This is a genomic window from Nocardia flavorosea, assembly GCF_015477805.1.
Taxonomy (GTDB): Bacteria; Actinomycetota; Actinomycetes; order Mycobacteriales; family Mycobacteriaceae; genus Nocardia; species Nocardia flavorosea_A.
The window spans coordinates 58,824-82,277 of the sequence record NZ_JADLQL010000007.1 but is presented as its reverse complement, the minus strand read 5'-3'; the positions used below and the strand labels follow the sequence as shown (position 1 = coordinate 82,277).

Sequence of the window (23,454 nt, the reverse complement as noted above, 5' to 3'; positions counted from 1 at the left end):
CGGCATCCGGCGACCCGCCGTAACCGGGGGCCCGGCCCGGGTGGTCGCCGATCAGCGCGAGCGGCTCAGTGGCGCCGGCGCACCGCGGGACACCGGCGGCGGTACTGGCAGCCGGCGCACCAGGGTGGCTGTACACGCCATCGCGCAGAAAACCGCCGACGTCCTTCGCGTAGCCGCTGCACTGGCGAACCTTGCGCCGCGTGTTCGCTCGACTACCGTGCCGTTTCGTACCGCTCAATTCGCGGTTTTGAGACTTGCTCGCGGATTCTGTGGAGCTTCCCGGCACAGGTCTCAATCGTTGTTTCAACGATACGATTCACCTGCATGAGCCGATCCACACAGCGGAACCCGCCCACGCCGACGCAAGCCCGCGCCGTGCTGTACCCGGCCATCGCCGAGGCGGCCCGGCGGGTGAGTGCGAACGCCGTCGGACTGATCGACGTGGGCTGCGGCGCCGGTTTCGATCTGACCGTCGATCGCGTCGGCCTCACCTACCGCAACGGACCACCACTGGGCGACCCGCATTCTCCGGTCCAGCTGTCGTCCGCAATCGTCGGCCGCCACCCCGCCCCGGCGCGCGCCATGCCGCAGGTCCGCACCCGTATCGGCATCGACAGTGATCCGATCGACGTGACCGATCCGGCCGTGGCCGGATGGCTCCGGGATTGTGTCCCGCCGGATCGCCCCGATCTCCTGGCCCGGCTGGCCGCCGATATCGCGTTGACCACCGCGATCACTCCACTGCTCCGGCGCGGCGACCCCATCGACCTGCTACCTGATGCCATCGCCCGGGTGCCCGCGGACACCCTGCCCGTGGTCACCACGAGTTGGGCCCTGTCCCGGTTCCCGCGCGATCGTCGCCAGCGGTTTCTGCACCGGCTGGACGAATCGGCCGCCGGCCGCGTGATCGCCTGGGTTTCGGCCGAAGGCGTCGGCGTGGCTCCGGCCATACCGACGCTCGGTGATCGGCACGCGTCCGGTCACAGCATCCTCGGCTTGGCGATATTCGACGGTGCCGCCCTACGCGCCGAGGCGATCGGCCGCTGCTGGTCCCGCGGCCGCATGCTGAGCTGGCTGACCGGCACCTGAACGTCCGGACGGCCTTTCACCGAACCGCCGGCAGTTGGCCGGTATCACCTGTTCCATTCACTCCACACCGGTGCCGGACCGATGAAGAACACCCCGTAGTCCCCCAGGACATCGGTGTTCGCATCGTCGTGACGGGCGTCCGCCGCGCCGACACCGGTGAAGTACCCCTCCAGCGCACCCGGGGTGTTACCGATCAGCACCTCGGCGGTTTCGGTGATCGTCTGAAAGGTGTGCGGGACATTACGTGGACCGAATACGAAGCCGCCGGGCTCGGCTTCCTGTACCGCGCAGCTTTCCAAGGTCGAGCCGCCGAGCCAGAACCGCACCCGGCCCGATACCACCGTCCAGAATTCGTCTTCCCGAGTGTGGAAATGCAGCGGCGGCGCGGACTCGGGGTTGAGCGTCATCCGCATCATGGTCAGCTGCCCGGCGGTGTCCTGCTCGGTGAGCGACTGCTCGAATTGCGTGTTGTAGTAACCATATGTCGGCTGCGTCCACGGATTGCGGACGCCACCACGACCGATAGCGGCCATGATAAGCCCTCTTTCGTCTTGCGGCACCGGCGATTTCACCGATAGCGCCGACTGTAGTCGGCTGTCCGCAGACCGGCAGGCGAACGCGTACCGGGGAGGTGGGCGAACCGGGGCGGCGCAGGTCGCGAGGTTTGGCTCCATCGCCCGCGAGCACCGCACGATGCCTCCGCTGCCCGGAAACCGCTTTGCGTTCCAGGACTGCCGACGCTACGGCCGTCTTCCGACACCGATCAGTGTGGTGGCGTCGAGGTCACGGATTCCGGCGTTGTCGAGGGAGGTCAGGTAGGCGTCGCGGACGGCGGCGGTCTGCGCTGCGTCGAGTTCGGTGAAGGCGCCCGCAAAACCGGAGCCCGTGATCAACAGCCATGCGATCTCGGGTGTCATCGAGAGCCGCAGTTCGTGCTCGGCGACGGTGATATCGGTGAGACCGCGTTCCCCGAGCCAGGTGCCGAACGGTTCCGGTTGGTTGAGTTCGTCGACCGGATGTGCCGGTCGCGGCGATGGTGGCGGCGTGCCGGTGACCGCGGCGACCGCCGTCGCGAGATGCTTACCAGCGGTTTCCACGGCGCCGCGCCGCCAGATCGTGAATCCGGCCCGGCCGCCCGGCCGCACCCGGCTGATCAGGTATTCGGTTCCAGCGGTCATATCCGGGAAGAAGAAGATCCCCAGCACCACCTGGACCAGGTCGTAGCCGCCATCCGGCCACGCGGTGACGTCACCGATATGCGGATACAGCTGGGAGTAGCCGGCCGCTCGCTGCCGCAGGATCTCGATCAAGCCTTCCGACAGGTCGACCGCGTCAACACGTCCCGCCGCCCCGATCGCCTCCGCAGTGGGCAGCGCCGAGGCTCCGGTGCCGCAGCAGGCGTCGAGTACCCGCTCCCCGGCAGCCGGCGCGGTGCGCGCCAAGGTGGCCGCGGCAATGGGCCGCCACAGGTACTCGCCGAGGCGATCGAAATCGGCGGCGGCGGTATCGAAGGCGCGGGTGGAGCCGTTGTTCTCAGACATGACACTAACGGTAACGGTTTTCAATTAATCCGGCCACGGGGTGGACGATCGCTGACCGCAAACCTGCCGGCGCTCCGGCCTCGGACAGGTCGAAACGCAACACGCAGACGCGTAGAGGCCAGATTTCCGGAGCGAAGACAAGCGGGAGCCCGGGCGCAGGCATCGCTCGCATCCATGCGCAACTAAGTTGCACGCAACTGAGTTGCGCATAATTTAAACGCGTGGCACGATCGTCCGCATGGACGAAGACCTGCTGCTGGACTCGCAAGTCTGCTTCGCCCTGTACTCGGCGGCCCGGGTGGCGTCCAATGCCTACCGGGACGGGCTCGGCGAGCTCGGGCTCACCTACACCCAATACGTCACCCTGCTGGCCCTGTGGGAGAAGGACGGGATCACCGTTTCGGCACTCGGCAAAAGACTGCGGCTGGACAGCGGGACGCTGTCACCGCTGCTGCGGCGGTTGCAGACGCTCGGTTTCGTGGAGAAACGGCGCGCGGATGCCGACGAGCGGCTGGTCACCATCCACCTCACCGAGACGGGCCGGCGCCTGCAGCCGCGCGTGGCCGACGTGCAGCGCCGAGTTCAACGGAAATTCGACATCTCCCCCGAAGAAGCCGTTCTACTGCGTGATCTCGCCACCCGGTTCTGCGAATCGCAGCCCCGGGAAGACAACCAGAAATGAGGAATCCGATGCCCGATATCGCCTACACCGCCGAAGCGATCTCCACCGGCGCCGGCCGCAACGGCCGCACCCGCACCCCGGACGGGCGGATCGACCTGCAACTGGCCATGCCGAAGGAGATGGGCGGCAGCGGTGACGGGGCCAACCCGGAACAGTTGTTCGCCGCCGGGTACGCCGCCTGCTTCCACTCCGCGCTGCAACTGGTTGCCCGCACGAAGAAGGTGGAAATCGGCGACTCCAGCGTCGGCGCCCGGGTCGGCATCGGCCCGAACGGTAGCGGTGGGTTCGGTCTGGCCGTCACGCTCGAGGTCGTCATCCCCACCCTCGACCATGCCGCCGCCCAGGAACTCGCCGACGCCGCGCACCAGGTGTGCCCGTACTCGAACGCGGTGCGCGGCAATATCGACGTCGACGTCGTCGTCACCGACGACTGACCGGTCCCGGCGATCGACCGGCCCTGCGCACGAGGTCAGCCGGTTTCGGCGTCGGCCTCGTGCGCGGGATTTCGTCGACGGCGTCCCTGAACGGCCCCTGACCGGCAGCCGGGACGCGCCCGGCGAAACCCGGCGACGACCGTCGCTTCCGAACGGTCCCCCGGGACCGGCCGGGCCCGATACCGTCGGGGTATGAGTTCCACGCACTGGACCGCAGCCGATATGCCCGCTCTCGACGGCCGAACCGTCATCGTCACCGGCGCGAACAGCGGCGTGGGCTTCGGTACCGCGACCGCGTTCGCCCGCGCCGGCGCCCATACCGTGCTCGCCGTCCGCGATCTCGACCGCGGTGCCGAGGCGGCGCGGCGGATCGGCGGCGACCACGAGGTTCGCCGGCTCGATCTCGCCGATCTCGGCTCCGTGCGCGCGTTCGCCGACGCCTGGGACGGGGAGATCGCGATCCTGGTGAACAACGCCGGGGTCGCGATGGTGCCGGAAGGCCGGACGGCCGACGGGTTCGAAATGCATTTCGGCACCAACCATCTCGGCCATTTCGCACTCACCAACCTGCTACTGCCGCAGATCACCGATCGTGTGGTGACACTGTCCTCCGGCCTGCACCGCTCGGGCAGCATCGATTTCGATGATCTCGACTTCCGGAAAAGCGGATACAACCCGGTGCGGGCCTACGCGCGCGCCAAACTCGCGAACCTGCTGTTCACGCTCGAACTCGAACGGCGGCTGCGGCGGGCCGGTTCGGGAATCCGCGCGACGGCGGCGCACCCCGGCTATGCGGCCACCGAGCTGGGCACCCGGGACCGCAACAAATACCTGGTCGGGCTCGTGCACCTGGCGGGCCGGTTCTTCGCCCAGACGCCGGAACGCGCCGCCCTGCCCACCTTGTTCGCCGCAACCCAGGATCTGCCCGGGGCGAGCTATGTGGGGCCGGACGGCCGCGGGGAACTCCACGGTTACCCCGCACTCGTCGGCCGGTCTGCCGCAGCCAGTGATGTGCGCACTGCGGAACGGCTCTGGGATGTTTCCGAGGAACTCACCGCGGTTTCATTCGGCCTGGACTGAATCCAGGGCAGCACCTACGGCGTATTTCGGCTGCGCGCTGCGGACCGCGGTTCCGGTACGCCGTATCCCCGGTCGGTTCGGATGGTTTCGCCGCTGTTCACAGATCGCCGGACATCCGCCCGTACACGATCAACAGGAGCACGTTCACCAGGGCGATTCCGATGGACGCCACCCACTGCCGGGGCCCGGCGTTGCGCAGTACCAGCACCGAAGCGGTGCCCGCCGCGGTGCCGGCCGCGCAGTATCCGATCTGCCACCCGGGGTGTTCGGATGTCAGTCCCATCACGAGAGTGAACAACGAGAGGACCAGAGACGCCACCACGAGCTCATGGCGTAACCATCCTGCGGAAAGCCTGGTACCCAACGTGTCGACCGCGGCGACCACCCGGTCCGTACGTCTCGAACGTCCTGTATCCGCCATTCACGCCCCTTCTCCTCGGCAGGGCCGCGATCCGCGTGCCCTGCTGCGCGACGAACCCGAACTACCGAACACACCGATCGCGAACGCGATCGTGATCGAACAACGGCGTGAGCCGGTTCGCCCTCCTGCGGCCGAACCTGTATCACAAACTACCGATTACGCCCGTTACCTGGTCCTTCTTCGAGATCTTTCGTTCCGCCGCGCACGCCCGCGTGCGACCGCTATTCGGCAGCGGGCCGGGTTTCGGGGGTCCAGAGGAACTGGATACGTTCCATGACCTTTCCGCGTTCGGTGTTGTGGAATGCGGCGATCCGCCAGGCATCGTCCTGCCGTACCAGCGTGTAGGACTGGATTTTCGCGAGCGAATCCGGCACCTCGTCCTTGTAGGTGTCACCGCGGGAGACCAGCACGGCCACCTCTTCGGTGAGAAAGCGCAAGCTGAGATAGCGGGCCGCCAAACGGGTTCCGGCCAGGGGGCCGGTGAAGAGAGCACGATGGCTGCGCACGATATCGTCGCGGCCCACGTAGTGTGTGCCGACCCATGTCGTGTAGATGGCATCGGCGGTGAACCAGTCGCCGTAGGCCACCGCGTCGTTCTCGTCCCAGGCTGCGACGAGTCCGGTCATGGTGGCACAGATATCCGCGACCGCCCGACTGTCCGGCGGTGTGCTGCCCCAATTCACCGGTACTTGTTCGCAGGATTCGGCCCCCGGGTCCGCCACGGTGGAGGTGGCACTGAGCCAGCCGTATGCGCCTGCGCCGGCCAGCACCACTGCCGCGGCGACGGCGCCGGTGACGTATGGCCACCGCTTACGACGCTCGCGCCGGAAAGGGGCCGGGCTCCCGGTTCCGGACTGCCGGGGGGAATTTGCTTTCTTTTGCATGAATGCAATAATTGCATGCATGCAAACAAGCGTCAACGGTGAAGTAAGCCCCGAGATCTATCGCCGCTATCTCGCTTCGGTGGTTCAGTTCCACCTGACCGCCGCCGAGACCTGCGGGCTGGGCCCCACGGACTACCAGGCCCTGAGCCTGCTCGACGCGGACGGCCCCATGACCACCGGACAGTTGTCCGAACGACTGGGCCTATCCCCGAGCGCCACCACCCGCGCAGTCGACCGGCTGGCAAACGCCGGCCTCGCCGAACGTGTGCCCGACGCGGCGGACCGCCGCCGGGTACTGGTCCACGTCACCGGCCGGCAACCCGAGCGATTGGCCGAGATCCTGGCCCGTGTCCAGGCACCGATCGCCGCCGCGATCACCGAACTCACCCCCGCCCAGCGCGACGGACTCACCGCCTATTTCGCCGCGGCCACCCAGGCATACCGCGAGGTGACGGCGAACCTGAACACATGAACACGTGATCGGCTCACCGCGGAAGCTCGTTCAGGCGATACAGGCCTGGGCGATGGAGAGGCTGTTCTCGTAGAGGTGGTGCCGGGTGATCCGGCCGTTCTCGACGGTCAGCCGCAGGGCGAACGGGCCCTCGAAAGTTTTCCCGGTGGCGCGCACCCGGCCGGCGACATGACCGAACAGGACCGCGTCCGCCCCGTCGACCAGGAAGGTATCGATCTCGGCGCGGGCGTCCTCGGCAACAACATATGCCATCAGTTCATCGAACTGGGCGCCACATTCGGCGGCGGTGCGGCGCGGCCTGATCCAGGGCACCACGGGGTTGTCGGCCAGCAGCCAATCGACCTCGTCGGCGAACAAAGCGGTGAGAGCCGCGGTATCGGCGGCCGCGCGTGCCGCGAAAAATTTTTCGACGGTGGCCCGGGTGCTCTGCGCAACGGCGGTTTCGGTCATCGGGTTCTCCTGGCTTCGGTTGCGTGTCACCCGATATTCGCAGCGCGCGGTGCGGCGTGGCGATTACCTGAGAGGTAAAGGTTTCCGTGCCCGGCGGTGGTGATGAACCACTACCGGATGCGGCACAGCACCGGAGAAACCCGCCCCGGTCACCGCCGGGCTTCGAGGGCTTCGTGCAGGGTGGTCGCCCACTGGTGGACGATTTGTTTGCGGCGGGCGGAATCATCGGTGAGAACATCTGCCAAGCCGAGACCGCGGGCCAGGTCGAGGGTCGCCTGGACCAGGTGGTGGGTGACCGGATCGGAATCGTCGACGCCGAGCGCTGCGACGGCGCGGCGGTGGGCGCCGCGGCCGAAACGCGCCTCCAGCGGAACGATTCGTTCCCGCAAGACCGGATCGGCGGCGGCGTGGGTCCACACCTGGAGGGCCGCTTTGAAGAGCGGACTGGTGTAGGACTCGACCAAACCCGCGACGACCGCTTCGGTACGGTCCCGGCCGGATTCGGTGACGGCCGCCGTCATCGCCTGGTCCGTGCGGGTGTCGAACATATAGGTGAGGGCGGCGGTGATCAGATCTTCCCGGGTGGGAAAATGGTGCTGGGCGGCACCGCGCGAAACCCCGGCCCGTTCGGCGACCACGGAAACCGTTGCGGCGGCCCAGCCCTTTTCGGCCAGGCAGTCGATGGTGGCCTCGAGGAGCCGCTGCCGGGTGGCCCGGCTGCGGTCCTGTTTGGGTTCATGCGGTGTCGCCATAACTGTCTATTCTGCCGAGCGCGTGTGCGCTGCCCGGTCCGCGGAGTCGGCGGGCTCCCGTGCGGACGGAGTCTCTCCTACGGTGGCAGGCTCGGCCGGCGAGCCGCTCGGTTCGGCGGCCCACCGGGGCGGGCGGCGCTGCAGGAAAGCCGTCATCCCCTCGATCACCTCGGGCGTACCGAAGAAACGACCCGAGCGCCGGGCCAACTCCACCGCACTGCGGTCGAATTCGGCGAGTACCGGCGCGGTGGTGAGGCGTTTGCTCTCGGCGAGCCCCTGGGGCGAACCCTGCCGGAGTTCGGCCAGCAGGCCGGTGGTCGCCGTCAGCGGATCGTCGGCGGCGAGGGTGATGAGGCCGATCCGTTCGGCGGTATCGGCGTCGAACTTCTCACCGGTCAGGAAGTAGCGGTCGGCGGCCCGGGCGGTGAGCTTGGGTAACAAGGTCAGGGAGATGACGAACGGCGCCAAGCCGAGCCGGGCTTCGGTGAGGGCGAAACTGCTGCCGCGCCCCGCGACGGCGATATCGCAGGCCGCGAGCAACCCCATCCCACCGGCCCGGACATTGCCGTCGACCCGGGCGACCACCGGTTTCGGCAATTCCAGGATGGTGCGCAGCAACCGGACCATCCACTGGGTGCGGATATCCGCGGCGGCCGCCGGATCGGCATCCACCGCTTCCTTCAGATCGGCGCCCGCGCAGAACGTGTTGCCGGTGTGCGTGAGCACCACACCGCGCACAGCCCCATCGCCGCGGGCGCGTTCGAAACCTTCCAGAAGCTGGGTGACCAGTGCAGACGAGATAGCGTTGCGGTTGTGCGGGGAATCCAGGGTGAGGGTGGCGAAGCCTTCCTCGACGGCGTAACGCACCACTCGATCGGCGGGGTCGGTTCGGGTCACGGGAGCCACCTCCGCCGCTCAGTACGACTTCGGCAGTCCCAGCGAATGCTGGGCGACGAAGTTGAGGATCATTTCCCGGCTCACCGGGGCGATCCGCGCGATCCGGGCCGCGCCGAGCATGGCGGCCAAACCGTATTCCGTGGTGAGACCGGAGCCGCCGTGGGTCTGGATGGCCTGATCCAGGGCTTTGATACTCGCTTCGGCGGCCGCGTACTTCGCCATATTGGCCGCCTCGGCCGCGCCCATCTCATCGCCGGCGTCGTAGAGAGTGGCGGCCTTGAGCATCATCAACCGGGCCAGTTCGACCTCGATCTTCACCTGGGCCAGCGGATGCGCGATCCCCTGGTGGGCGCCGATCGGGGATTTCCAGACGGTCCGTTCCTTGGCGTATTCGACGGCCCGGTCGATGGCGTAGCGGCCGATGCCGACGGCCATCGCCGCGCCCATGATGCGTTCCGGGTTCAGGCCCGCGAACAGCTGCATCAGGGCGGCGTCCTCCTTGCCGACCAGGGCCGTGGCGGGCAGCCGGACATCGTCGAGGAACAGGGTGAACTGGTGGTCCGGTTCGATGATGTCCATATCCTGCGGGGTCTTCTCGAACCCGGGGGCATCGGTGGGGACGATGAACAGGGCGGGCTTGAGTTTGCCGGTCTTGTGGTCTTCGGTGCGGGCCACGATCAGCACGGCCTCGGCCTGATCGACCCCGGAGATGAAGATCTTGCGGCCGGTGAGCAGCCAATCATCACCGTCGCGGCGGGCGGTGGTGGTGATCTGGTGGGAATTGGAGCCGGCGTCGGGTTCGGTGATACCGAAAACCATTTTGGCCGAACCGTCGGCGAGCTTCGGCAGCCATTCGGACTTCTGCGCATCGGTGCCGTATTTGGTGATGATTGTGCCGCAGATGGCGGGCGAGACGACCATGAGCAGCAGTCCGGCGCCCTGGGCGGACAATTCCTCCATCACCAGCGCCAGCTCGTACATACCGGCGCCGCCACCACCGTATTCCTCCGGCAGGTTCACGCCGAGGAAGCCGAGACTGCCCGCTTCCTGCCAGAGTTCGTCCAGCGGTTCGCTGTTACGCGCCTTGGGCAGCACATAGTCGCGGTAGCTGTATTTCGCGGCCAGCGCGGCGACGGCGGCCCGCAGCTCTTTGCGTTCGTCGGATTCTATGAAACTCATTGCTGCTCCTGATTTTCCGTGCTTTTTTGCGATCCGGCGCCATCGGTGAGCGCGGCTACTCGCCCGGTTCGGCCGGGTCGACCACGGCGAGTACCGTCCCGACATCGACCTGCTGCCCGACTTCGACGTTCACGGCGCCGAGCACGCCGTCCGCCGGGGCGGCGATGGTGTGTTCCATCTTCATGGCCTCCAGCCACAGAATGGGCTGACCGGCGGTGACCGTGCTACCGACCTCGGCACCGAGCCGGATCACACTGCCCGGCATCGGGGCCAGTAGCGAGCCGATGGCGACCTGGTCGGCCGGGTCGGTGAAACGGGGCAGCCGCCGCACCGCCACCGGACCGAACGCGGAATCCACGCAGACCAGGTCACCGTAGCGAGCTACCGCGAACTGCCGCCGGACCGGCCCGTGCGCATCCGTGTGTTCGTCTCGGCCGGATGCGCCGGAAACCGCGAGGACGACCTGGTCCGGCGTGGCGGAGATCAGTTCGAGTTCCGGGAAACCGTCGACCGTGACACCGGTTCGGGTGAACCGGTATTCGATCTCGTGCACGCCGGATGTGCGGCTTTCGTAGGCTTTGCGCTGCTTTTGCGAGGGCAGGTTGCGCCAGCCGCTGGGCACCCCCGCGACCACGGTGGCGCCGGCCCGATTGGCTGCGGCCTCGGCGAGCGTGGCCGCGACGATGGACAGTTTCTCGGCGTCCGGTCGCACCAGCGGCGCGGCCAGGGAATCCAGGCCGTGGGTGGCGAAGAAGGCGGTATCGGTATCACCGGCCAGGAACGCGGAGTGGCGCAGCACCCGTACCAGGAGGTCACGGTTGGTGACCAGGCCGTGGATCCGGGCCCGCTGCAACGCACCGGCGAGCAGCCGGGCGGCTTCGTCGCGGGTGCGGCCGTAGGAGACGACCTTCGCCAACATCGGGTCGTAGTGGACACCGACCACCGAACCGTCGGCGACACCGGAGTCCAGCCGGATACCCGGACGGTCGAGCAGGTCGAATTCGGCGGCTACCGACGGTAGCTCGATGCGATGAACGGTCCCGCTCTGCGGCTGCCAGTCCTGCGCCGGGTCCTCGGCGTAGAGCCGGACTTCGATCGAGTGACCGCGCATGGCGGGGGGCTGTGCCGGGAGCCGTTCGCCTTGCGCGGTCTCGATCTGTAGTTGGACCAGGTCGAGCCCGGTGGTGCATTCGGTGACCGGATGTTCCACCTGGAGCCGGGTGTTCATCTCCAGGAAGAAGAACTCCCCGGATTCGTCGGCCAGGAATTCGACTGTTCCGGCCCCGGTGTAACCGATGGCGGCGGCCGCTTGCCGAGCCGCCGCATACAGCCGGCCCCGCATACCGTCTGCCGGTGGGCCCGACAGCACGGCATCGATGCGTTCGACGAGCGGCGAGGGCGCCTCCTCGACGACCTTCTGGTGCCGGCGCTGGATCGAGCACTCCCGCTCGCCTACCGCCCAGATCGTGCCGTGCGTATCGGCCATCACCTGTACTTCGATATGGCGACCGGTCTCGAGATAGCGCTCGCAGAAGACCGTCGGGTCGCCGAAGGCGGATTCGGCTTCCCGGCGGGCGCCCGCCAACTGCTCGGGAAGTTCGGCGAGCGTGCGCACCACGCGCATTCCGCGACCACCGCCACCGGCGGACGCCTTGATCAGGACCGGCAGTTGGTCCTCGGTGACTTCGTCCGGGTCGAGTTCGGCCAGCACCGGCACCCCGGCGGCGTCCATCATCTTCTTGGCCGCGACCTTGGAACCCATCTCCTCGATGGCGGTGACCGGCGGCCCGATCCACACCAGTCCGGCCGCTTGCACGGCCCGCGCGAATTCCGCGTTCTCGGAGAGGAAACCGTAGCCGGGATGGACGGCGTCGGCCCCCGCGGCCCGGGCGGCGGCGATGAGGAGATCGGCGCGCAGATACGTTTCGGCAGGTGTGTTACCCGGCAGCCGGACCGCCGCGTCGGCCTCGGTGACATGCGGTGATTCCGCGTCGGCGTCGGAGTACACGGCGACGGTGCCGAGCCCCATCCGGCGGCACGTCGCGAAGACTCGGCGGGCGATCTCACCGCGGTTGGCCACCAGAACACTGGTGATGAGCTGTGGTTGCGTCACGGCCGGCCTCACATTCGGAAGACGCCGAAGCCCTCGGCGCCCTGGACAGGTGCAGTATGGATGGCCGACAGGGCCATACCGAGCACTGTGCGGGTATCGCGCGGATCGATGACACCGTCGTCGTAGAGCCGCCCGGACATGAACATGGCCAGCGATTCGGCCTCGATCTGCGCCTCCACCATGGCGCGCATACCGGCATCGGCTTCCTCGTCGAAAGCCTGTCCGCGAGCCTCGGCGGCGGCGCGGCCGACGATGGAGATCACTCCGGCCAGTTGCGCGCCGCCCATCACCGCGGATTTCGCGCTGGGCCAGGCGAAGACGAAACGAGGATCGTAGGCGCGGCCGCACATGCCGTAGTGCCCGGCGCCGTAGGAGGAACCCATGAGCACCGAGATATGCGGGACCTTCGAATTCGAAACCGCGTTGATCATCTGGGCACCGTGTTTGATGATGCCCTTCTGCTCGTATTCCTTACCGACCATGTAGCCGGTGGTGTTGTGCAGGAACAGCAGCGCAGTGTTCGTCTTGTTCGCCAATTGGATGAACTGGGTGGCCTTCTGCGATTCCTCGGAGAACAGCACCCCGCGCGCATTGGCGAGAATCCCGACCGGGTAGCCGTGCAGTTCGGCCCAGCCGGTGACCAGGCTCGACCCGTAGAGCGGCTTGAATTCGTCGAAATCGGAGCCGTCGACGATCCGGGCGATCACTTCGCGCGGATCGAACGGGATCTTGAGGTCGGGCGGGACGATACCCAGCAGCTCTTCGGGGTCGAAGAGCGGTTCCAGCACCGACGGCCGCGGCGCAGGGCCCTGTTTCTTCCAGTTCAGCCGTTTGACGATACGCCGCCCGATCCGGATGGCGTCCTGTTCGTCGAGCGCATAGTAATCGGCCAGACCGGATACCCGGGCGTGCATATCGGCGCCGCCGAGCGATTCGTCGTCGGATTCTTCACCGGTGGCCATTTTCACCAGCGGCGGCCCGCCCAGGAACACCTTGGAGCGTTCCTTGATCATCACAACGTGATCGGACATGCCCGGGATGTAGGCGCCGCCCGCGGTGGAATTACCGAAAACCAATGCGATGGTCGGTATTCCGGCCGCGGAGGCTTGGGTGAGATCGCGGAACATCCGGCCGCCCGGGACGAACACTTCCTTCTGCGTGGGTAGATCGGCGCCACCGGATTCCACCAGCGAGATCACCGGCAGGCGGTTCTCGCGAATGATGTCGTTGACACGCAGGGTTTTCCGCAGTGTCCAGGGGTTCGAGGTGCCGCCGCGCACGGTGGGGTCGGGGGCGACGATCATGCATTCGACGCCCTCCACCACGCCGATTCCGGCGACCGTACTCGCTCCGACCTGGAATTCACTGCCCCATGCCGCCAGCGGGCACAGTTCGAGGAACGGCGAATCCTCGTCGATGAGCAGTTCGATCCGTTCCCGGGCAGTCAGCTTTCCGCGTTTGCGGTGCCGGGCCAGTTTCTCCGGCCCGCCGCCGGCGACGACTTTCTCGAATTCCGCGGAGACTTCGGCGAGTTTGGCCGTCATGGCCTCGGCCGCCGCGGTGTATTCCGCGGAGGTGGTGTCGAGGACGCTACGCAGTTGCGTCATGCCTGATACCCCAATCGTTTCGCGGCCAAGCCGGTGAGGATTTCGGTGGTGCCGCCGCCGATCCCGAGAATCCGCATATCGCGGTACTGGCGTTCCACCTCGGATTCGCGCATATACCCCAGTCCGCCGAACAACTGCACGGCCTGGTCGGCGACCCATTCCCCCGCCTCGACAGCCGTGTTCTTGGCAAAACAGACCTCGGCGATCAGATCGGTTTCGCCGGCGGCGGCACGGGCGGCCACATCACGGGTGTAGACGCGGGCGATATCGACGCGGCGCGCCATCTCGGTGACGGTGTTCTGCACGGCCTGCCGGCTGATCAGTGGGCGGCCGAAGGTCTCCCGGTTGCGCACCCAGTCCAGCGTGAGATCCAGGCAGCGCTGGGCGCTCGAATACGCCTGCACGGCCAGCCCCACCCGCTCGCTGACGAAGGCGGCCGCGATCTGCAGGAACCCGGAGTTCTCCGGACCCACCAGGTTGGCCACCGGCACCCGCACATCCTCGTAGGAGAGTTCGGCGGTATCGGAGGCGCGCCACCCCATCTTGTCCAGTTTCCGGCCGACCGTGAAACCGGGTGTGCCCTTCTCCACCACCAGCAGCGATACCCCGGACGAGCCCGGTCCGCCGGTGCGTACGGCGGTCACCACGAAATCGGCGCGGCAACCGGAGGTGATATAGGTTTTGGCGCCGTTGACGATGTAGTGGTCGCCGTCGCGGCGGGCACTGGTGGTGAGGTGACCGACATCGGAACCGCCCCCGGGTTCGGTGATCGCCAGGGAACCGATCTTCGTACCGGCCAGCGTCGGCTTCACCCAGCGGTCGATCTGTTCGGTATCGCCCGCGGCGATCAGATGCGGGACGGCGATACCGCAGGTGAACAAGGAAGCGAAAAGACCGCCGGACACACCCGCGTAGTGCAGTTCCTCGCAGACGATCGCGCCGTCGATACCGTCCCCGCCGGAGCCGCCGGCGGATTCCGGGAACTGGATACCCAGCAATCCCAGGGCGCCGGCTTCCTTGTGCAGGTCGCGCGGGATCTCGCCGTCGCGCTCCCAATCGTCGAGGTGCGGCAAAATCTCGCGTTCGGCGAAAGCGCGGACGGTGGCGCGTAATTCGCGCCGTTCGGGGGTGTTCCAGACAGTGCTCACGCCAGTAGCTCCAACGGTATATCGATATGACGGGACCGCAGCCATTCGCCGAGCCCCTTGGCCTGCGGATCGAAACGGGCCTGATAGGCCACGCCCTCGCCGAGCAGACCGGTGATCAGGAAATTGAGCGCCCGCAGATTCGGCAGGACATGCCGGGTGACCACCAGCTCGACGGTTTCCGGCAGCAGTTCACGCAGGCGGTCGACGGTGAGGGTGTGCACGAGCCACCGCCATTGCTCGTCGGTGCGGACCCAGACACCGATATTGGCGTCACCGCCTTTGTCGCCGCTGCGGGCCAGGGCGATACTGCCGAGCGGAACACGCTCGGTGGGTGCGGGTGGAAGCGGTTCGGGAAGTTCGGGTTCGGGCACGTCGGCGAGTTCGCGAGTTTCCGACGGCGCGCCCATCAGAACCCGGGATCCGGTGGGGCGTACGGCGGTATGCGGCACTTCGGCGGCATCGACGAAACCCGGACGGTAGACCCCGTAGGGGGAACCGTTACCGGGCGGGGTGGTGAAACTACAGCCCGGGTAACTGGCCAGCGCGAGTTCCACGGCGACGCTGGAGAAAGCGCGACCCACCTTGTTCGGGTCGGGGTCGCGCACCACGCAGCGCAGTAGGGCGCTGGCCTGCTCCTCGGTAGCGGCGTCGGGCCGGTCCAGCCGGGCCAGCGTCCATTCGAGCTCGGCCGGGCGCTGCGGTAGCCAGGACTCCAGTTGCCGCTGGGCCAGTTCGGCTTTCGCTTCGATATCGAGCCCGGTGAGGATGAATTCCATCTCGTTGCGGAAACCGCCCAGCGTGTTCAGCGAGACTTTGACCCGCGGCGGCGGCGGCTCGCCCCGGACTCCGCTGATGAGTACCCGGTCCGGGCCGTCGGCCGTCAGTTCGACGGTGTCGAGCCGAGTGGTGACATCGGGACCGGCATACCGCGCGCCCTGGATCTCGTACACCAATTGTGCCGCGACGGTATCGACCGTGACCGCGCCGCCGGTGCCCGCGTGTTTGGTGATCACACTGCTGCCGTCCGCCCGGATCTCGGCGATCGGGAAACCGGGCCGGCCCAGATCGGGCAGTTCGGTGAAGAAGGCGAAGTTACCGCCGGTGGCCTGGGTGCCGCATTCGATCACATGCCCCGCCACCACCGCTCCGGCGAGCTGATCGTAATCGTCGCGCTGCCAGCCGAAATGGGCCAGCGCGGGACCCACGACCACCGAGGCGTCGGTGACCCGGCCGGTGACCACCACATCCGCGCCGGCCGTGAGGCAGTCGGCGATACCGCAGGCGCCGAGGTAGGCGTTGGCGGTCAGCGGGGTGCCCAGACCGAGCTCGCCGGCCCGGTCGAGCAGATCGTCGCCCTCGACGAACCCCACTCGTACGTCGAGCCCGAGCCGGGCGGCCAGTTCCCCGACCTTTTCCGCCAGGCCGGCCGGGTTCAGGCCGCCGGCATTCGTGACGATCTGCACCTTGCGTTCCAGTGCGAGGCCGAGGCAATCCTCGAGCTGGCGGAGGAAGGTTTTGGCGTAGCCGAGCCCGGCGTCCTTCATCCGGTCGCGCCCCAGGATCAGCATGGTCAGTTCGGCGAGATAGTCGCCGGTGAGGACGTCGAGCTGCCCGCCTTCGAGCATTTCGCGCATGGCGGTCAGCCGGTCGCCGTAGAACCCGGAACAGTTGCCGATCCGGATCACGTCCGGATCGTCGGCCAGAGCACTCATCAGCGGTTGTGCCTCCTACCGCTACGGGCGGTGCAGCGCGCCCGGGCTGTTCGTGTACGAGTTCAGCATCACAGTCAGCCGGAAAAAAATCAAGCACGCGTGCTTGTTAGTTCGGCGCGCCATCCTCACCGAGGCGGTCCAACCGCCCGAACGGATCAAGCTCGGCACCCTGCTTGCCGGCGTCATCAGCGAACCGACCACCAAGACCCCCGACAAGCGGGTCACCGACTGGCTCGACGCCCAAGCCATCGAAACCCTGTACCTGTCGGCCATCACCGTGGGCGAACTCCGGTACGGAATCGCGGCGATGCCCGCCGGCCGCCGCCGCGACGAGTACACCGATTGGCTGGAGAACTACACCGTGCCCGCGTTCGCCGGGCGTATTCTGTCCTATGACCTGGACGCCACCGCAGAGTACGCCCGCCTGATGTCCCAGGCCCGCGCAGCCGGCCCGGCTATCGCCGTCGCCGACGGTGTGATTGCCCCCGTGGCGGCCGCCACGGGCTTCATCGTCGCCACCCGCAACCGGTCGTCGTTCGAGGCCGCCGGAGTGTCCACTATCGACCCGTGGCAATAAGACACGACCGCAAGTAGCCGCCGGGTCACACCCCGCGGCTCGCCGGATCGCTCGCGAGGCGACGGCAACGACCAGGCACAATGGATTGCCGTGTCCCCCGATATCGCCGTAGTGCTGCTGTTCACCCTTGCCGGATTCCTGATCGGCGGCGCCTACTCCACCTGGAAGACCACCCGCCCCCTCGCGATCAGCCTCGCGGTGTGCGCGGTGCTCGCGGCGGCGGGCGCAGTCCTCTGGTTGCTATAACTGCGCTTGTACCCGGCGAACCCGCCCGGCAACCGGGCCGCGCTCGCCGAGCAGCGAACCCCTGCGCACACCGAGCGCGCCGACGCAATCCTCCCCCGCGGCCACGGGATGCTCGGCTTGCTGTTCCAGCAACCCGGCCCATCCAGCTCCGACCGGTTCCCGGCAGCCACGAAGTTCACCCGCCCCGCGAGTTCCCCTTCGCTCCACCGGCAGGGCAATCGCTGACGTGCGGGTTTCCGGCGACAACAGACAGGGCAGTCTTCGACTGTGTCCTGGAACCGCCCCGCCTGCGGCGACCGGCGGTCCCTGGACCCTGCCGGTATGCCGGTCCTGCCCCTCTGCGCCGGGCGGGACCGGCATACCGAGACAGTGAAGGGCCGGCGAGCTACGACAGTACGGCCGCCGATTCCGAAACACGCGTCCGCCGATTCCCACCGGTTTCCACACGCTCGCCAGGTGAACCGACGATACGGGGGGTGGCGGGCCCGGGCCGAACGGTGACGAGGTTCGCGCGCGCGGCCGGGCCACGACCCCGGCGCCGGGCGCACGGTTCGGTCAGTCCGCCAGCAGTGCGGACTTCAGGTCCCGGGCCGCAGCCTCGGGGTCGTCGGCCGCGGTGATCGCGCGCACCACCACCACTCGCTCCGCGCCCGCAGCCAACACCTCGGGCAGCGTCGAGCCGTCGATACCGCCGATGGCGAACCATGGTCGCGCCGGCGCGGCGGCGGCGGTTTCCCGCACCAGCTCCAGACCCGCCGGTTCGCGACCGGGTTTCGTGGGAGTGGCCCACACCGGGCCCGTGCAGAAGTAGTCGAGATGTTCGTCGGCAGCGGCCAGACGAGCCTGTTCCCGGTCACGCGTGGAGCGGCCGATCACCACATCCGGGCCCAGGATCCGCCGTGCGTACCAGGGCGGGAGGTCCTGCTGGCCCAGGTGCAGCACGTCGGCGGCGGCGGCCAGCGCGATATCCGCGCGGTCGTTCACCGCCAGCAGCGCGCCGTGGCGGCGGGTGGCCGCCTTCAGTTCGGCCAGCGCCGCGAGTTCGCCCATGGCCTCCAGCGGACCGAACCGCTGCTCCCCGGGCGACCCCTTGTCGCGGAGCTGGATGATATCGACGCCGCCGGCCAGTGCCGCATCCGCGAACGCGGCCAGATCGCCCTTCTCCCGGCGGGCGTCGGTGCACAGGTACAGCCGGGCGGTCGCGAGACGATCACGCGGCGGAAGCTGTCGGGGAGCGGAGGACGGTTGCACAAGTGCCACCGTAACCGCGCTAACGTGGAAATGTTGCAGGAGGTGGAACGTAGTGCGAAAATCCGCGACCGTCGCCGTGGTCGGTGGCGGCGTGATCGGCCTCGCGGTTGCGTGGCAAGCCGCGGAAGCCGGCTGGTCGGTCACGCTTTTCGATCCGGCGGTCGGCAGCGGCGCTTCATGGGTGGCCGGCGGGATGCTCGCACCGCTGTCCGAAGGCTGGCCCGGTGAGGACGACGTGCTCGGATTCGGGGCGGCAGCGCTGGCCCACTGGCCGGATTTCGCGGCCCGGCTGGCAGCGGTGACCGGAGTGGATGTATTCGTGGCCCGGGAAACGCTGACCATCGCCCAGGACGGCGCGGACGCCGCCGATCTGCGAACCATCGCCGACTGGGTGAACGGGCACGGACACGAGCTGCGACTGGTGGATCGCGCCGGGGTGCGGGCGCTGGAACCCGCGCTGGCACGCACCGTGCGGGCCGGCTTGCTCGCCGCCGAACCCGCCATCGACAACCGCCGGCTGGTCACCGCACTGCGCAAGGCCGCCGATGAAGCCGGCGTCACCGTGCGCCCGGAACGGGTGCGCGACCTCGCCGAACTCGACCACAACCGGATCGTGCTCGCCGCGGGCGCCGCATCGGCGCAACTCTGGCCGGAGCTGCCCGTACGGCCGGTGAAAGGTGAGATTCTGCGCCTACGGCAGCGTCCCGGGTCGCAACCGCCACCGACCCGTGTGGTGCGCGCCCGCGTCCACGGGCGGCCTGTGTACTTCGTACCCCGCGACGACGGTGTGGTGGTGGGCGCCACCCAGTACGAAGCGGGTTTCGATACCGCCGTCACCCTCGCCGGGGTGCGCGACCTCATCGCCGACGCCGAAGCCGTGTTGCCGGGGATCGGGGAATACGAACTGGCCGAGGCGAGTGCGGGATCACGTCCGGGCACCCCGGATAATCTCCCACTGATCGGGCACCTGTCCGACCGGGTGATCGCCGCCACCGGCCACGGCCGCAATGGCATGCTGACCAGTGCGCTCACGGCCGATGCCGTCCGCGCCGAACTCGGCGGACAGCCGCTGACCGAAGTCGCGGCGGCCGATCCGCACCGCTTCGGTGCGTCCACACCATCAGGAGGTATTCGATGACAGTGTCCTCAGCGCCGGGGTCACCCGCGGCCGGGTCGCCGGTTCCGATCGGTGTCACGGTGAACGGGACCGATCACGAATTCGCCGCCCCGCTCACCGTCCGGGAACTGCTGGAACGGCTGGAACTGCCGTGCCAGGGCGTGGCGCTGGCGGTGGACGGCGCGGTGTTCCCGAAATCACGCTGGGATGAACCGGTCGGTCGCGGCTGGCAGATCGATGTGCTGACGGCGGTCCAAGGTGGTTGACGAACCGCTGCGGATCGCCGACCGCACCTTCGGCTCCCGGCTGATCATGGGCACCGGGGGCGCGGAGAACCTGACGGTGCTGGAGGAGGCGCTGGTCGCGTCCGGCACCGAACTGACCACCGTGGCCATGCGCCGGGTCGACTCCGCGGGCGGTACCGGTGTGCTCGATCTGCTGAAACGCCTCGATATCGCGCCGCTGCCGAACACGGCGGGCTGCCGCACCGCCGCCGAAGCCGTGCTCACCGCACAGTTGGCGGCCGAGGCGTTGGATACGAACTGGGTCAAACTCGAGGTGATCGCCGACGAACGCACCCTGCTACCCGACCCGATCGAACTGCTCGACGCGGCCGAACAACTGGTCGACGCCGGATTCACGGTGCTGCCCTACACCAACGACGACCCGGCCTTGGCGCGCCGGCTCGAGGATGCGGGCTGCGCGGCGGTGATGCCGCTGGGCGCGCCGATCGGCACCGGCCTGGGCATCGGGAATCCGCACAATATCGAGATGATCGTGAGCCGCGCCCAGGTGCCGGTGATCCTCGACGCCGGCATCGGCACCGCCAGCGACGCCGCGCTCGCCATGGAACTCGGCTGTTCCGCGGTCCTGCTCGCGACCGCCGTCACCCGCGCCCGGCAACCGGCGTTGATGGCCGCTGCCATGGCGGACGCGGTTCGGGCCGGACACCGGGCACGCGAAGCGGGCCGTATCCCGAAACGGTTCTGGGCCCAGGCGTCGTCGCCCGGACTGTAGATAACGATCGCCGCCACGCTCGAGCAGATCGCGCACGGCGGTGCTACGCCCCAAGCGGTCTGCCGACATGGCGGGGTGGGTTTCCGTGACACCTGTCGTGCCCGACATTTCGGATCAACGGTATTCGTCCTTGGGTACGACGACCGCGCATATCGCACTCTCGCCGGGTTCTGCTCTACCAGTCGACTGGTTTCTTCCACCGTCCGACGCTGTCGGGCATCTGATTGTCGTAGAAATGCTTGGGCGAAAGGTTAGCCCACCAATGGCGCCCCGGGCCGGCAGTTTTCAGACCACGAAGCGCCCCGCAAGGGGGTTTGTGCCGGGATTCACGGTCCCGGTTGGAACGGACTGCCGGGCAATCGAGAGTGGCAGCGCAAGGTCTGAGTCGTTCGAAATTACGATCGCGGCCTCGACGGCAGAGGTGAGGATATCGGTCACCAGGTGGGTGGCGACATTGACGTCCGAGCCCTTTTCCTCTCGGATCCGCACCTGGGCCATCAACCTATTGCCATCGGAGCACACAGGGATCCCTGCGGGGAAAACCTCAGTACCCAGAGGCTTGATCACCTCGGCTCGCCCCTTGCCCACATCGCGAGCGAGAGGCGCTTTCTTCGAACGCGACACATACCGGCCCAGCTCGAGTTTGTCGATTGAGCCACGTTCGCGGAGAGCCTTCAGATAGATATCTTGGTCGGCGTATGCGCCGGGGTCGTCGGCTTGGTCAACGCGAGCAGTGCAGTAGACGATGCGATGGACCGTCGCTTCCTTCCAGCCGCACAGGGATGAGGCGAGGCTGCGGATGTCCAGCCATCGCCATCCGGGCGTCCCCCGTCCGCAGTGCGGACGCATGCCGTAGTAGAGGTTGTAAGCGGGCCCGTACGGGGATGTACCCATCGGGACAGTCACCGATCATCCTCGAGGATGACCATGACTCCCGACCATCGGGTGACGCGTATCCATTTCTGATAGGGCATGCTGGTCGGCATGATCGAAGTCCGGGGCTTGACCAAGCATTACGGGCAGACCGTCGCGGTCCAGGACCTGACCTTCACGGTGCGACCGGGGCAGGTCACCGGGTTCCTCGGACCGAACGGCGCCGGTAAATCCACCACCATGCGGATGATCCTGGGGCTGGATCGTCCCACCTCGGGTACCGCGTTGATCGACGGCAGGCCGTATGCCGAGCTGAAGCACCCGCTGCGTGCGGTCGGCGCGCTGCTCGACGCGAAATGGGTGCATCCCAATCGCTCGGCACGCGCCCATCTGGAATGGATGGCCGCCTCCAACGATCTGCCGAAATCGCGGGTCGAGGAGGTGCTGCGGCTGGTCGGCCTCTCGGAGGTGGCCGGGAAATCCGCGGGCGGGTTCTCGCTCGGGATGTCGCAGCGGCTGGGGCTGGCGGGGGCGCTGCTGGGCGACCCGAAGGTGTTGCTGTTCGACGAGCCGGTCAACGGCCTGGATCCGGAGGGCATCCTGTGGATTCGCCGGTTCATGCAGCGGCTGGCGGCCGAGGGGCGCACGGTTCTGGTGTCGAGCCATCTGCTGTCGGAGATGTCACAAACCGCCGATCACCTCGTGGTGATCGGGCGGGGCCGGCTCATCTCCGATTCGACGACCTCCGACTTCATCGAACGGGCCTCGGAGGCGTCGGTCCGGGTGCGCAGCCCGCAACTGGACGAGCTGCGCAGCCTGCTCACTTCGCACGGGATGACGGTGAAGGAGAACGACGGCAACGCCGACGGTGCGGCGCTGATCGTGAACGGGGTCACCAGCGATGCCGTCGGGACGCTGGCGGCCGAACACCAGATCACCCTGTTCGAACTCGCCCCGCAGCGCGGCTCGCTGGAGGAGGCGTTCATGCGAATGACCGGCGGGGACGTCCAGTACCAGGGCGAGATCGGATCTGCGGCCGACGCCACGGTGCTCATGGACAAACCGGCGGACTCGGAGCCGCAGTTCACGGGAGGTACGAAGTAATGGGCGTGATCGCTGCGGAACGCATCAAACTCACCTCCACCCGGTCACCGTGGTGGTGTTCGGTGATCGTGGTGGCGCTGGCCGTCGGATTCGCCGCCCTGTTCGGCCTGATCGGCCGGATCGCCGCCGACGACCCACAGGCATCCGGCGCCCCGGTCATCACGGTCGATACCGCGTTTCTCGGTGTCACCGGTTTCGGCATCCTGGTGTTGTCCATCATGGCGACCCTGACCGTAACCAGCGAATACCGGTTCGGCATCATCCGGACCACCTTCCAGGCCGTCCCCAACCGCACGTCCGTGGTCGGTGCCAAAACGATCCTGGTGGGCCTGTATGCCGCGGTACTGACCACGGTGCTGGCCTTCGCCGCCTACGCCGTCGCCAAGGCGGTCGCAGGGGATGCGGGAGCGACGCTGGTACTCGAGGGCAACTGGCGGGCGCTGTACGCGGTGCCGATCCTGGCCTTCCTCAATGTGGTGGTGGCCATCGCGGTCGGTGTGCTGGTCCGGCAATCCGCCGCGGCGATCTCCTTGATCGTTCTGTGGCAATTGATCATCGAACCCTTGGTCGGCGCGCTGGGTAAAGTAGGACGTGAGATCAGCGCGTTCTTGCCGTTCCAGAACGCGAGCCGCTTCGCGACGATGGACCAGTCCATGTCTTCGGCGAACTGGCACTGGGGTGTGTGGGGCAGCCTCGCCTACTTCACCGCCTTCGTCGTAGTCGTCGCGGGCGCTGCGTTGCTGGTGGTGAATCGGCGCGACGCCTGACCCGAACCGCCCGAGCCGCTTCCCTCGCCGCTCGGGTAGCG

26 protein-coding genes are annotated in these 23,454 nt (G+C 67.7%); 12 read left to right on the top strand and 14 right to left on the bottom strand.

Annotated features, from left to right (window positions below):
- Positions 1-324: 324 nt before the first annotated feature.
- Positions 325-1,089 carry a DUF2332 domain-containing protein gene (locus IU448_RS26385; protein ID WP_195058416.1) on the top strand — a complete coding sequence of 255 codons (765 nt, stop codon included), beginning with the start codon at positions 325-327 and terminating at the stop codon, positions 1,087-1,089.
- A 44-nt stretch (positions 1,090-1,133) separates the two neighbouring features.
- On the opposite strand, the gene IU448_RS26380 is transcribed toward IU448_RS26385, so the two are convergent.
- Positions 1,134-1,622, bottom strand: coding sequence for a cupin domain-containing protein (locus IU448_RS26380; protein ID WP_195058415.1), 489 nt, complete (start codon positions 1,620-1,622; stop codon positions 1,134-1,136).
- 207 nt (positions 1,623-1,829) lie between these two features.
- A complete protein-coding gene (locus IU448_RS26375; protein ID WP_195058414.1) occupies positions 1,830-2,630 on the bottom strand; it encodes a class I SAM-dependent methyltransferase in 801 nt (266 codons plus the stop codon).
- Positions 2,631-2,868: 238 nt separating this feature from the next.
- On the opposite strand from IU448_RS26375, the gene IU448_RS26370 reads away from it, so the two are divergent.
- The 3 genes from IU448_RS26370 to IU448_RS26360 all read left to right on the top strand — a co-directional run bounded on the left by IU448_RS26370 (position 2,869) and on the right by IU448_RS26360 (position 4,826).
- Entirely contained in the window at positions 2,869-3,312 is a 444-nt protein-coding gene (locus IU448_RS26370) for a MarR family winged helix-turn-helix transcriptional regulator (RefSeq protein ID WP_195058413.1), read from the top strand.
- A gap of 8 nt (positions 3,313-3,320) precedes the next feature.
- Entirely contained in the window at positions 3,321-3,746 is a 426-nt protein-coding gene (locus IU448_RS26365) for an organic hydroperoxide resistance protein (RefSeq protein WP_033246407.1), read from the top strand.
- Positions 3,747-3,938: 192 nt separating this feature from the next.
- Positions 3,939-4,826, top strand: coding sequence for an oxidoreductase (locus IU448_RS26360; RefSeq protein ID WP_195058412.1), 888 nt, complete (start codon positions 3,939-3,941; stop codon positions 4,824-4,826).
- A 97-nt stretch (positions 4,827-4,923) separates the two neighbouring features.
- On the opposite strand, the gene IU448_RS26355 is transcribed toward IU448_RS26360, so the two are convergent.
- Together IU448_RS26355 and IU448_RS26350 are read right to left on the bottom strand one after the other, a co-directional pair.
- On the bottom strand, positions 4,924-5,247 hold the full coding sequence (locus IU448_RS26355; RefSeq protein ID WP_195058411.1) for a hypothetical protein: 324 nt from the start codon (positions 5,245-5,247) through the stop codon (positions 4,924-4,926).
- A gap of 221 nt (positions 5,248-5,468) precedes the next feature.
- Positions 5,469-6,131, bottom strand: a complete 663-nt coding sequence (locus IU448_RS26350; RefSeq protein ID WP_195058410.1) for an SgcJ/EcaC family oxidoreductase — start codon at positions 6,129-6,131, stop codon at positions 5,469-5,471.
- Between the two features lie 19 nt (positions 6,132-6,150).
- Here IU448_RS26350 and IU448_RS26345 point away from each other — a divergent pair, with 19 nt between their 5' ends.
- Positions 6,151-6,603: a MarR family winged helix-turn-helix transcriptional regulator gene (locus IU448_RS26345; protein ID WP_195058409.1), complete on the top strand. Its 453-nt coding sequence runs from the start codon at positions 6,151-6,153 to the stop codon at positions 6,601-6,603.
- A gap of 30 nt (positions 6,604-6,633) precedes the next feature.
- Here the strand turns inward: IU448_RS26345 and IU448_RS26340 are convergent, their stop codons facing one another.
- From IU448_RS26340 to IU448_RS26305, 8 genes are all read right to left on the bottom strand, one after another.
- On the bottom strand, positions 6,634-7,053 hold the full coding sequence (locus IU448_RS26340; protein WP_195058408.1) for a nuclear transport factor 2 family protein: 420 nt from the start codon (positions 7,051-7,053) through the stop codon (positions 6,634-6,636).
- A 149-nt stretch (positions 7,054-7,202) separates the two neighbouring features.
- Positions 7,203-7,805 (bottom strand): TetR/AcrR family transcriptional regulator, encoded by a 603-nt coding sequence (locus IU448_RS26335; protein ID WP_195058407.1) that lies wholly within the window; start codon positions 7,803-7,805, stop codon positions 7,203-7,205.
- Between the two features lie 6 nt (positions 7,806-7,811).
- On the bottom strand, positions 7,812-8,702 hold the full coding sequence (locus tag IU448_RS26330; protein ID WP_195058406.1) for an enoyl-CoA hydratase family protein: 891 nt from the start codon (positions 8,700-8,702) through the stop codon (positions 7,812-7,814).
- A gap of 18 nt (positions 8,703-8,720) precedes the next feature.
- Positions 8,721-9,881 (bottom strand): acyl-CoA dehydrogenase family protein, encoded by a 1,161-nt coding sequence (locus IU448_RS26325; RefSeq protein ID WP_195058405.1) that lies wholly within the window; start codon positions 9,879-9,881, stop codon positions 8,721-8,723.
- A gap of 55 nt (positions 9,882-9,936) precedes the next feature.
- Entirely contained in the window at positions 9,937-11,994 is a 2,058-nt protein-coding gene (locus IU448_RS26320) for an acetyl/propionyl/methylcrotonyl-CoA carboxylase subunit alpha (protein ID WP_324188724.1), read from the bottom strand.
- A gap of 8 nt (positions 11,995-12,002) precedes the next feature.
- A complete protein-coding gene (locus tag IU448_RS26315; RefSeq protein WP_195058403.1) occupies positions 12,003-13,601 on the bottom strand; it encodes an acyl-CoA carboxylase subunit beta in 1,599 nt (532 codons plus the stop codon).
- Positions 13,598-14,749: an acyl-CoA dehydrogenase family protein gene (locus IU448_RS26310; RefSeq protein ID WP_416383048.1), complete on the bottom strand. Its 1,152-nt coding sequence runs from the start codon at positions 14,747-14,749 to the stop codon at positions 13,598-13,600. Before IU448_RS26310 ends, IU448_RS26315 begins: the two co-directional genes overlap by 4 nt.
- Positions 14,746-16,461 carry an acyclic terpene utilization AtuA family protein gene (locus IU448_RS26305; RefSeq protein WP_195058401.1) on the bottom strand — a complete coding sequence of 572 codons (1,716 nt, stop codon included), beginning with the start codon at positions 16,459-16,461 and terminating at the stop codon, positions 14,746-14,748. The genes IU448_RS26310 and IU448_RS26305 overlap by 4 nt, the downstream gene beginning before the upstream one ends.
- A gap of 103 nt (positions 16,462-16,564) precedes the next feature.
- Here IU448_RS26305 and IU448_RS26300 point away from each other — a divergent pair, with 103 nt between their 5' ends.
- A complete protein-coding gene (locus IU448_RS26300; RefSeq protein WP_228814371.1) occupies positions 16,565-17,038 on the top strand; it encodes a type II toxin-antitoxin system VapC family toxin in 474 nt (157 codons plus the stop codon).
- 90 nt (positions 17,039-17,128) lie between these two features.
- Positions 17,129-17,284 carry a hypothetical protein gene (locus IU448_RS26295; protein ID WP_195058400.1) on the top strand — a complete coding sequence of 52 codons (156 nt, stop codon included), beginning with the start codon at positions 17,129-17,131 and terminating at the stop codon, positions 17,282-17,284.
- A 555-nt stretch (positions 17,285-17,839) separates the two neighbouring features.
- On the opposite strand, the gene thiE is transcribed toward IU448_RS26295, so the two are convergent.
- Positions 17,840-18,535: a thiamine phosphate synthase gene (thiE, locus tag IU448_RS26290; RefSeq protein ID WP_195058399.1), complete on the bottom strand. Its 696-nt coding sequence runs from the start codon at positions 18,533-18,535 to the stop codon at positions 17,840-17,842.
- A 52-nt stretch (positions 18,536-18,587) separates the two neighbouring features.
- Between thiE and thiO the strand changes: the two genes are divergently transcribed.
- From thiO to IU448_RS26275, 3 genes are read left to right on the top strand one after another with little or no spacing between them, the layout of a single operon-like run.
- Positions 18,588-19,673 (top strand): glycine oxidase ThiO, encoded by a 1,086-nt coding sequence (gene thiO / locus IU448_RS26285; protein ID WP_195058398.1) that lies wholly within the window; start codon positions 18,588-18,590, stop codon positions 19,671-19,673.
- Positions 19,670-19,918, top strand: coding sequence for a sulfur carrier protein ThiS (thiS, locus tag IU448_RS26280; RefSeq protein ID WP_195058397.1), 249 nt, complete (start codon positions 19,670-19,672; stop codon positions 19,916-19,918). The genes thiO and thiS overlap by 4 nt, the downstream gene beginning before the upstream one ends.
- On the top strand, positions 19,911-20,669 hold the full coding sequence (locus tag IU448_RS26275) for a thiazole synthase (protein WP_195058396.1): 759 nt from the start codon (positions 19,911-19,913) through the stop codon (positions 20,667-20,669). Before thiS ends, IU448_RS26275 begins: the two co-directional genes overlap by 8 nt.
- A gap of 285 nt (positions 20,670-20,954) precedes the next feature.
- Here IU448_RS26275 and IU448_RS26270 read toward each other — a convergent pair whose 3' ends face one another.
- Complete coding sequence (locus IU448_RS26270; RefSeq protein ID WP_228814369.1) at positions 20,955-21,575, bottom strand: NYN domain-containing protein; 621 nt, start codon at positions 21,573-21,575, stop codon at positions 20,955-20,957.
- A 78-nt stretch (positions 21,576-21,653) separates the two neighbouring features.
- Between IU448_RS26270 and IU448_RS26265 the strand changes: the two genes are divergently transcribed.
- Both IU448_RS26265 and IU448_RS26260 read left to right on the top strand, forming a co-directional pair.
- Positions 21,654-22,646 (top strand): ABC transporter ATP-binding protein, encoded by a 993-nt coding sequence (locus IU448_RS26265; protein ID WP_195058395.1) that lies wholly within the window; start codon positions 21,654-21,656, stop codon positions 22,644-22,646.
- Positions 22,646-23,413, top strand: coding sequence for an ABC transporter permease (locus IU448_RS26260; RefSeq protein WP_195058394.1), 768 nt, complete (start codon positions 22,646-22,648; stop codon positions 23,411-23,413). The genes IU448_RS26265 and IU448_RS26260 overlap by 1 nt, the downstream gene beginning before the upstream one ends.
- Positions 23,414-23,454: the final 41 nt, after the last annotated feature.

Coding starts and splice junctions, on each gene's coding strand:
- IU448_RS26315 (WP_195058403.1), bottom strand. CDS start 13,601: ATGACGCAACTGCGTAGCGTCCTCGACACCACCTCCGCGGAATACACC.
- IU448_RS26360 (WP_195058412.1), top strand. CDS start 3,939: ATGAGTTCCACGCACTGGACCGCAGCCGATATGCCCGCTCTCGACGGC.
- IU448_RS26365 (WP_033246407.1), top strand. CDS start 3,321: ATGCCCGATATCGCCTACACCGCCGAAGCGATCTCCACCGGCGCCGGC.
- IU448_RS26340 (WP_195058408.1), bottom strand. CDS start 7,053: ATGACCGAAACCGCCGTTGCGCAGAGCACCCGGGCCACCGTCGAAAAA.
- IU448_RS26355 (WP_195058411.1), bottom strand. CDS start 5,247: ATGGCGGATACAGGACGTTCGAGACGTACGGACCGGGTGGTCGCCGCG.
- IU448_RS26345 (WP_195058409.1), top strand. CDS start 6,151: ATGCAAACAAGCGTCAACGGTGAAGTAAGCCCCGAGATCTATCGCCGC.
- thiS (WP_195058397.1), top strand. CDS start 19,670: ATGACAGTGTCCTCAGCGCCGGGGTCACCCGCGGCCGGGTCGCCGGTT.
- IU448_RS26305 (WP_195058401.1), bottom strand. CDS start 16,461: ATGAGTGCTCTGGCCGACGATCCGGACGTGATCCGGATCGGCAACTGT.
- IU448_RS26265 (WP_195058395.1), top strand. CDS start 21,654: ATGATCGAAGTCCGGGGCTTGACCAAGCATTACGGGCAGACCGTCGCG.
- IU448_RS26370 (WP_195058413.1), top strand. CDS start 2,869: ATGGACGAAGACCTGCTGCTGGACTCGCAAGTCTGCTTCGCCCTGTAC.
- IU448_RS26385 (WP_195058416.1), top strand. CDS start 325: ATGAGCCGATCCACACAGCGGAACCCGCCCACGCCGACGCAAGCCCGC.
- IU448_RS26375 (WP_195058414.1), bottom strand. CDS start 2,630: ATGTCTGAGAACAACGGCTCCACCCGCGCCTTCGATACCGCCGCCGCC.
- IU448_RS26350 (WP_195058410.1), bottom strand. CDS start 6,131: ATGCAAAAGAAAGCAAATTCCCCCCGGCAGTCCGGAACCGGGAGCCCG.
- IU448_RS26325 (WP_195058405.1), bottom strand. CDS start 9,881: ATGAGTTTCATAGAATCCGACGAACGCAAAGAGCTGCGGGCCGCCGTC.
- IU448_RS26380 (WP_195058415.1), bottom strand. CDS start 1,622: ATGGCCGCTATCGGTCGTGGTGGCGTCCGCAATCCGTGGACGCAGCCG.
- IU448_RS26335 (WP_195058407.1), bottom strand. CDS start 7,805: ATGGCGACACCGCATGAACCCAAACAGGACCGCAGCCGGGCCACCCGG.
- IU448_RS26260 (WP_195058394.1), top strand. CDS start 22,646: ATGGGCGTGATCGCTGCGGAACGCATCAAACTCACCTCCACCCGGTCA.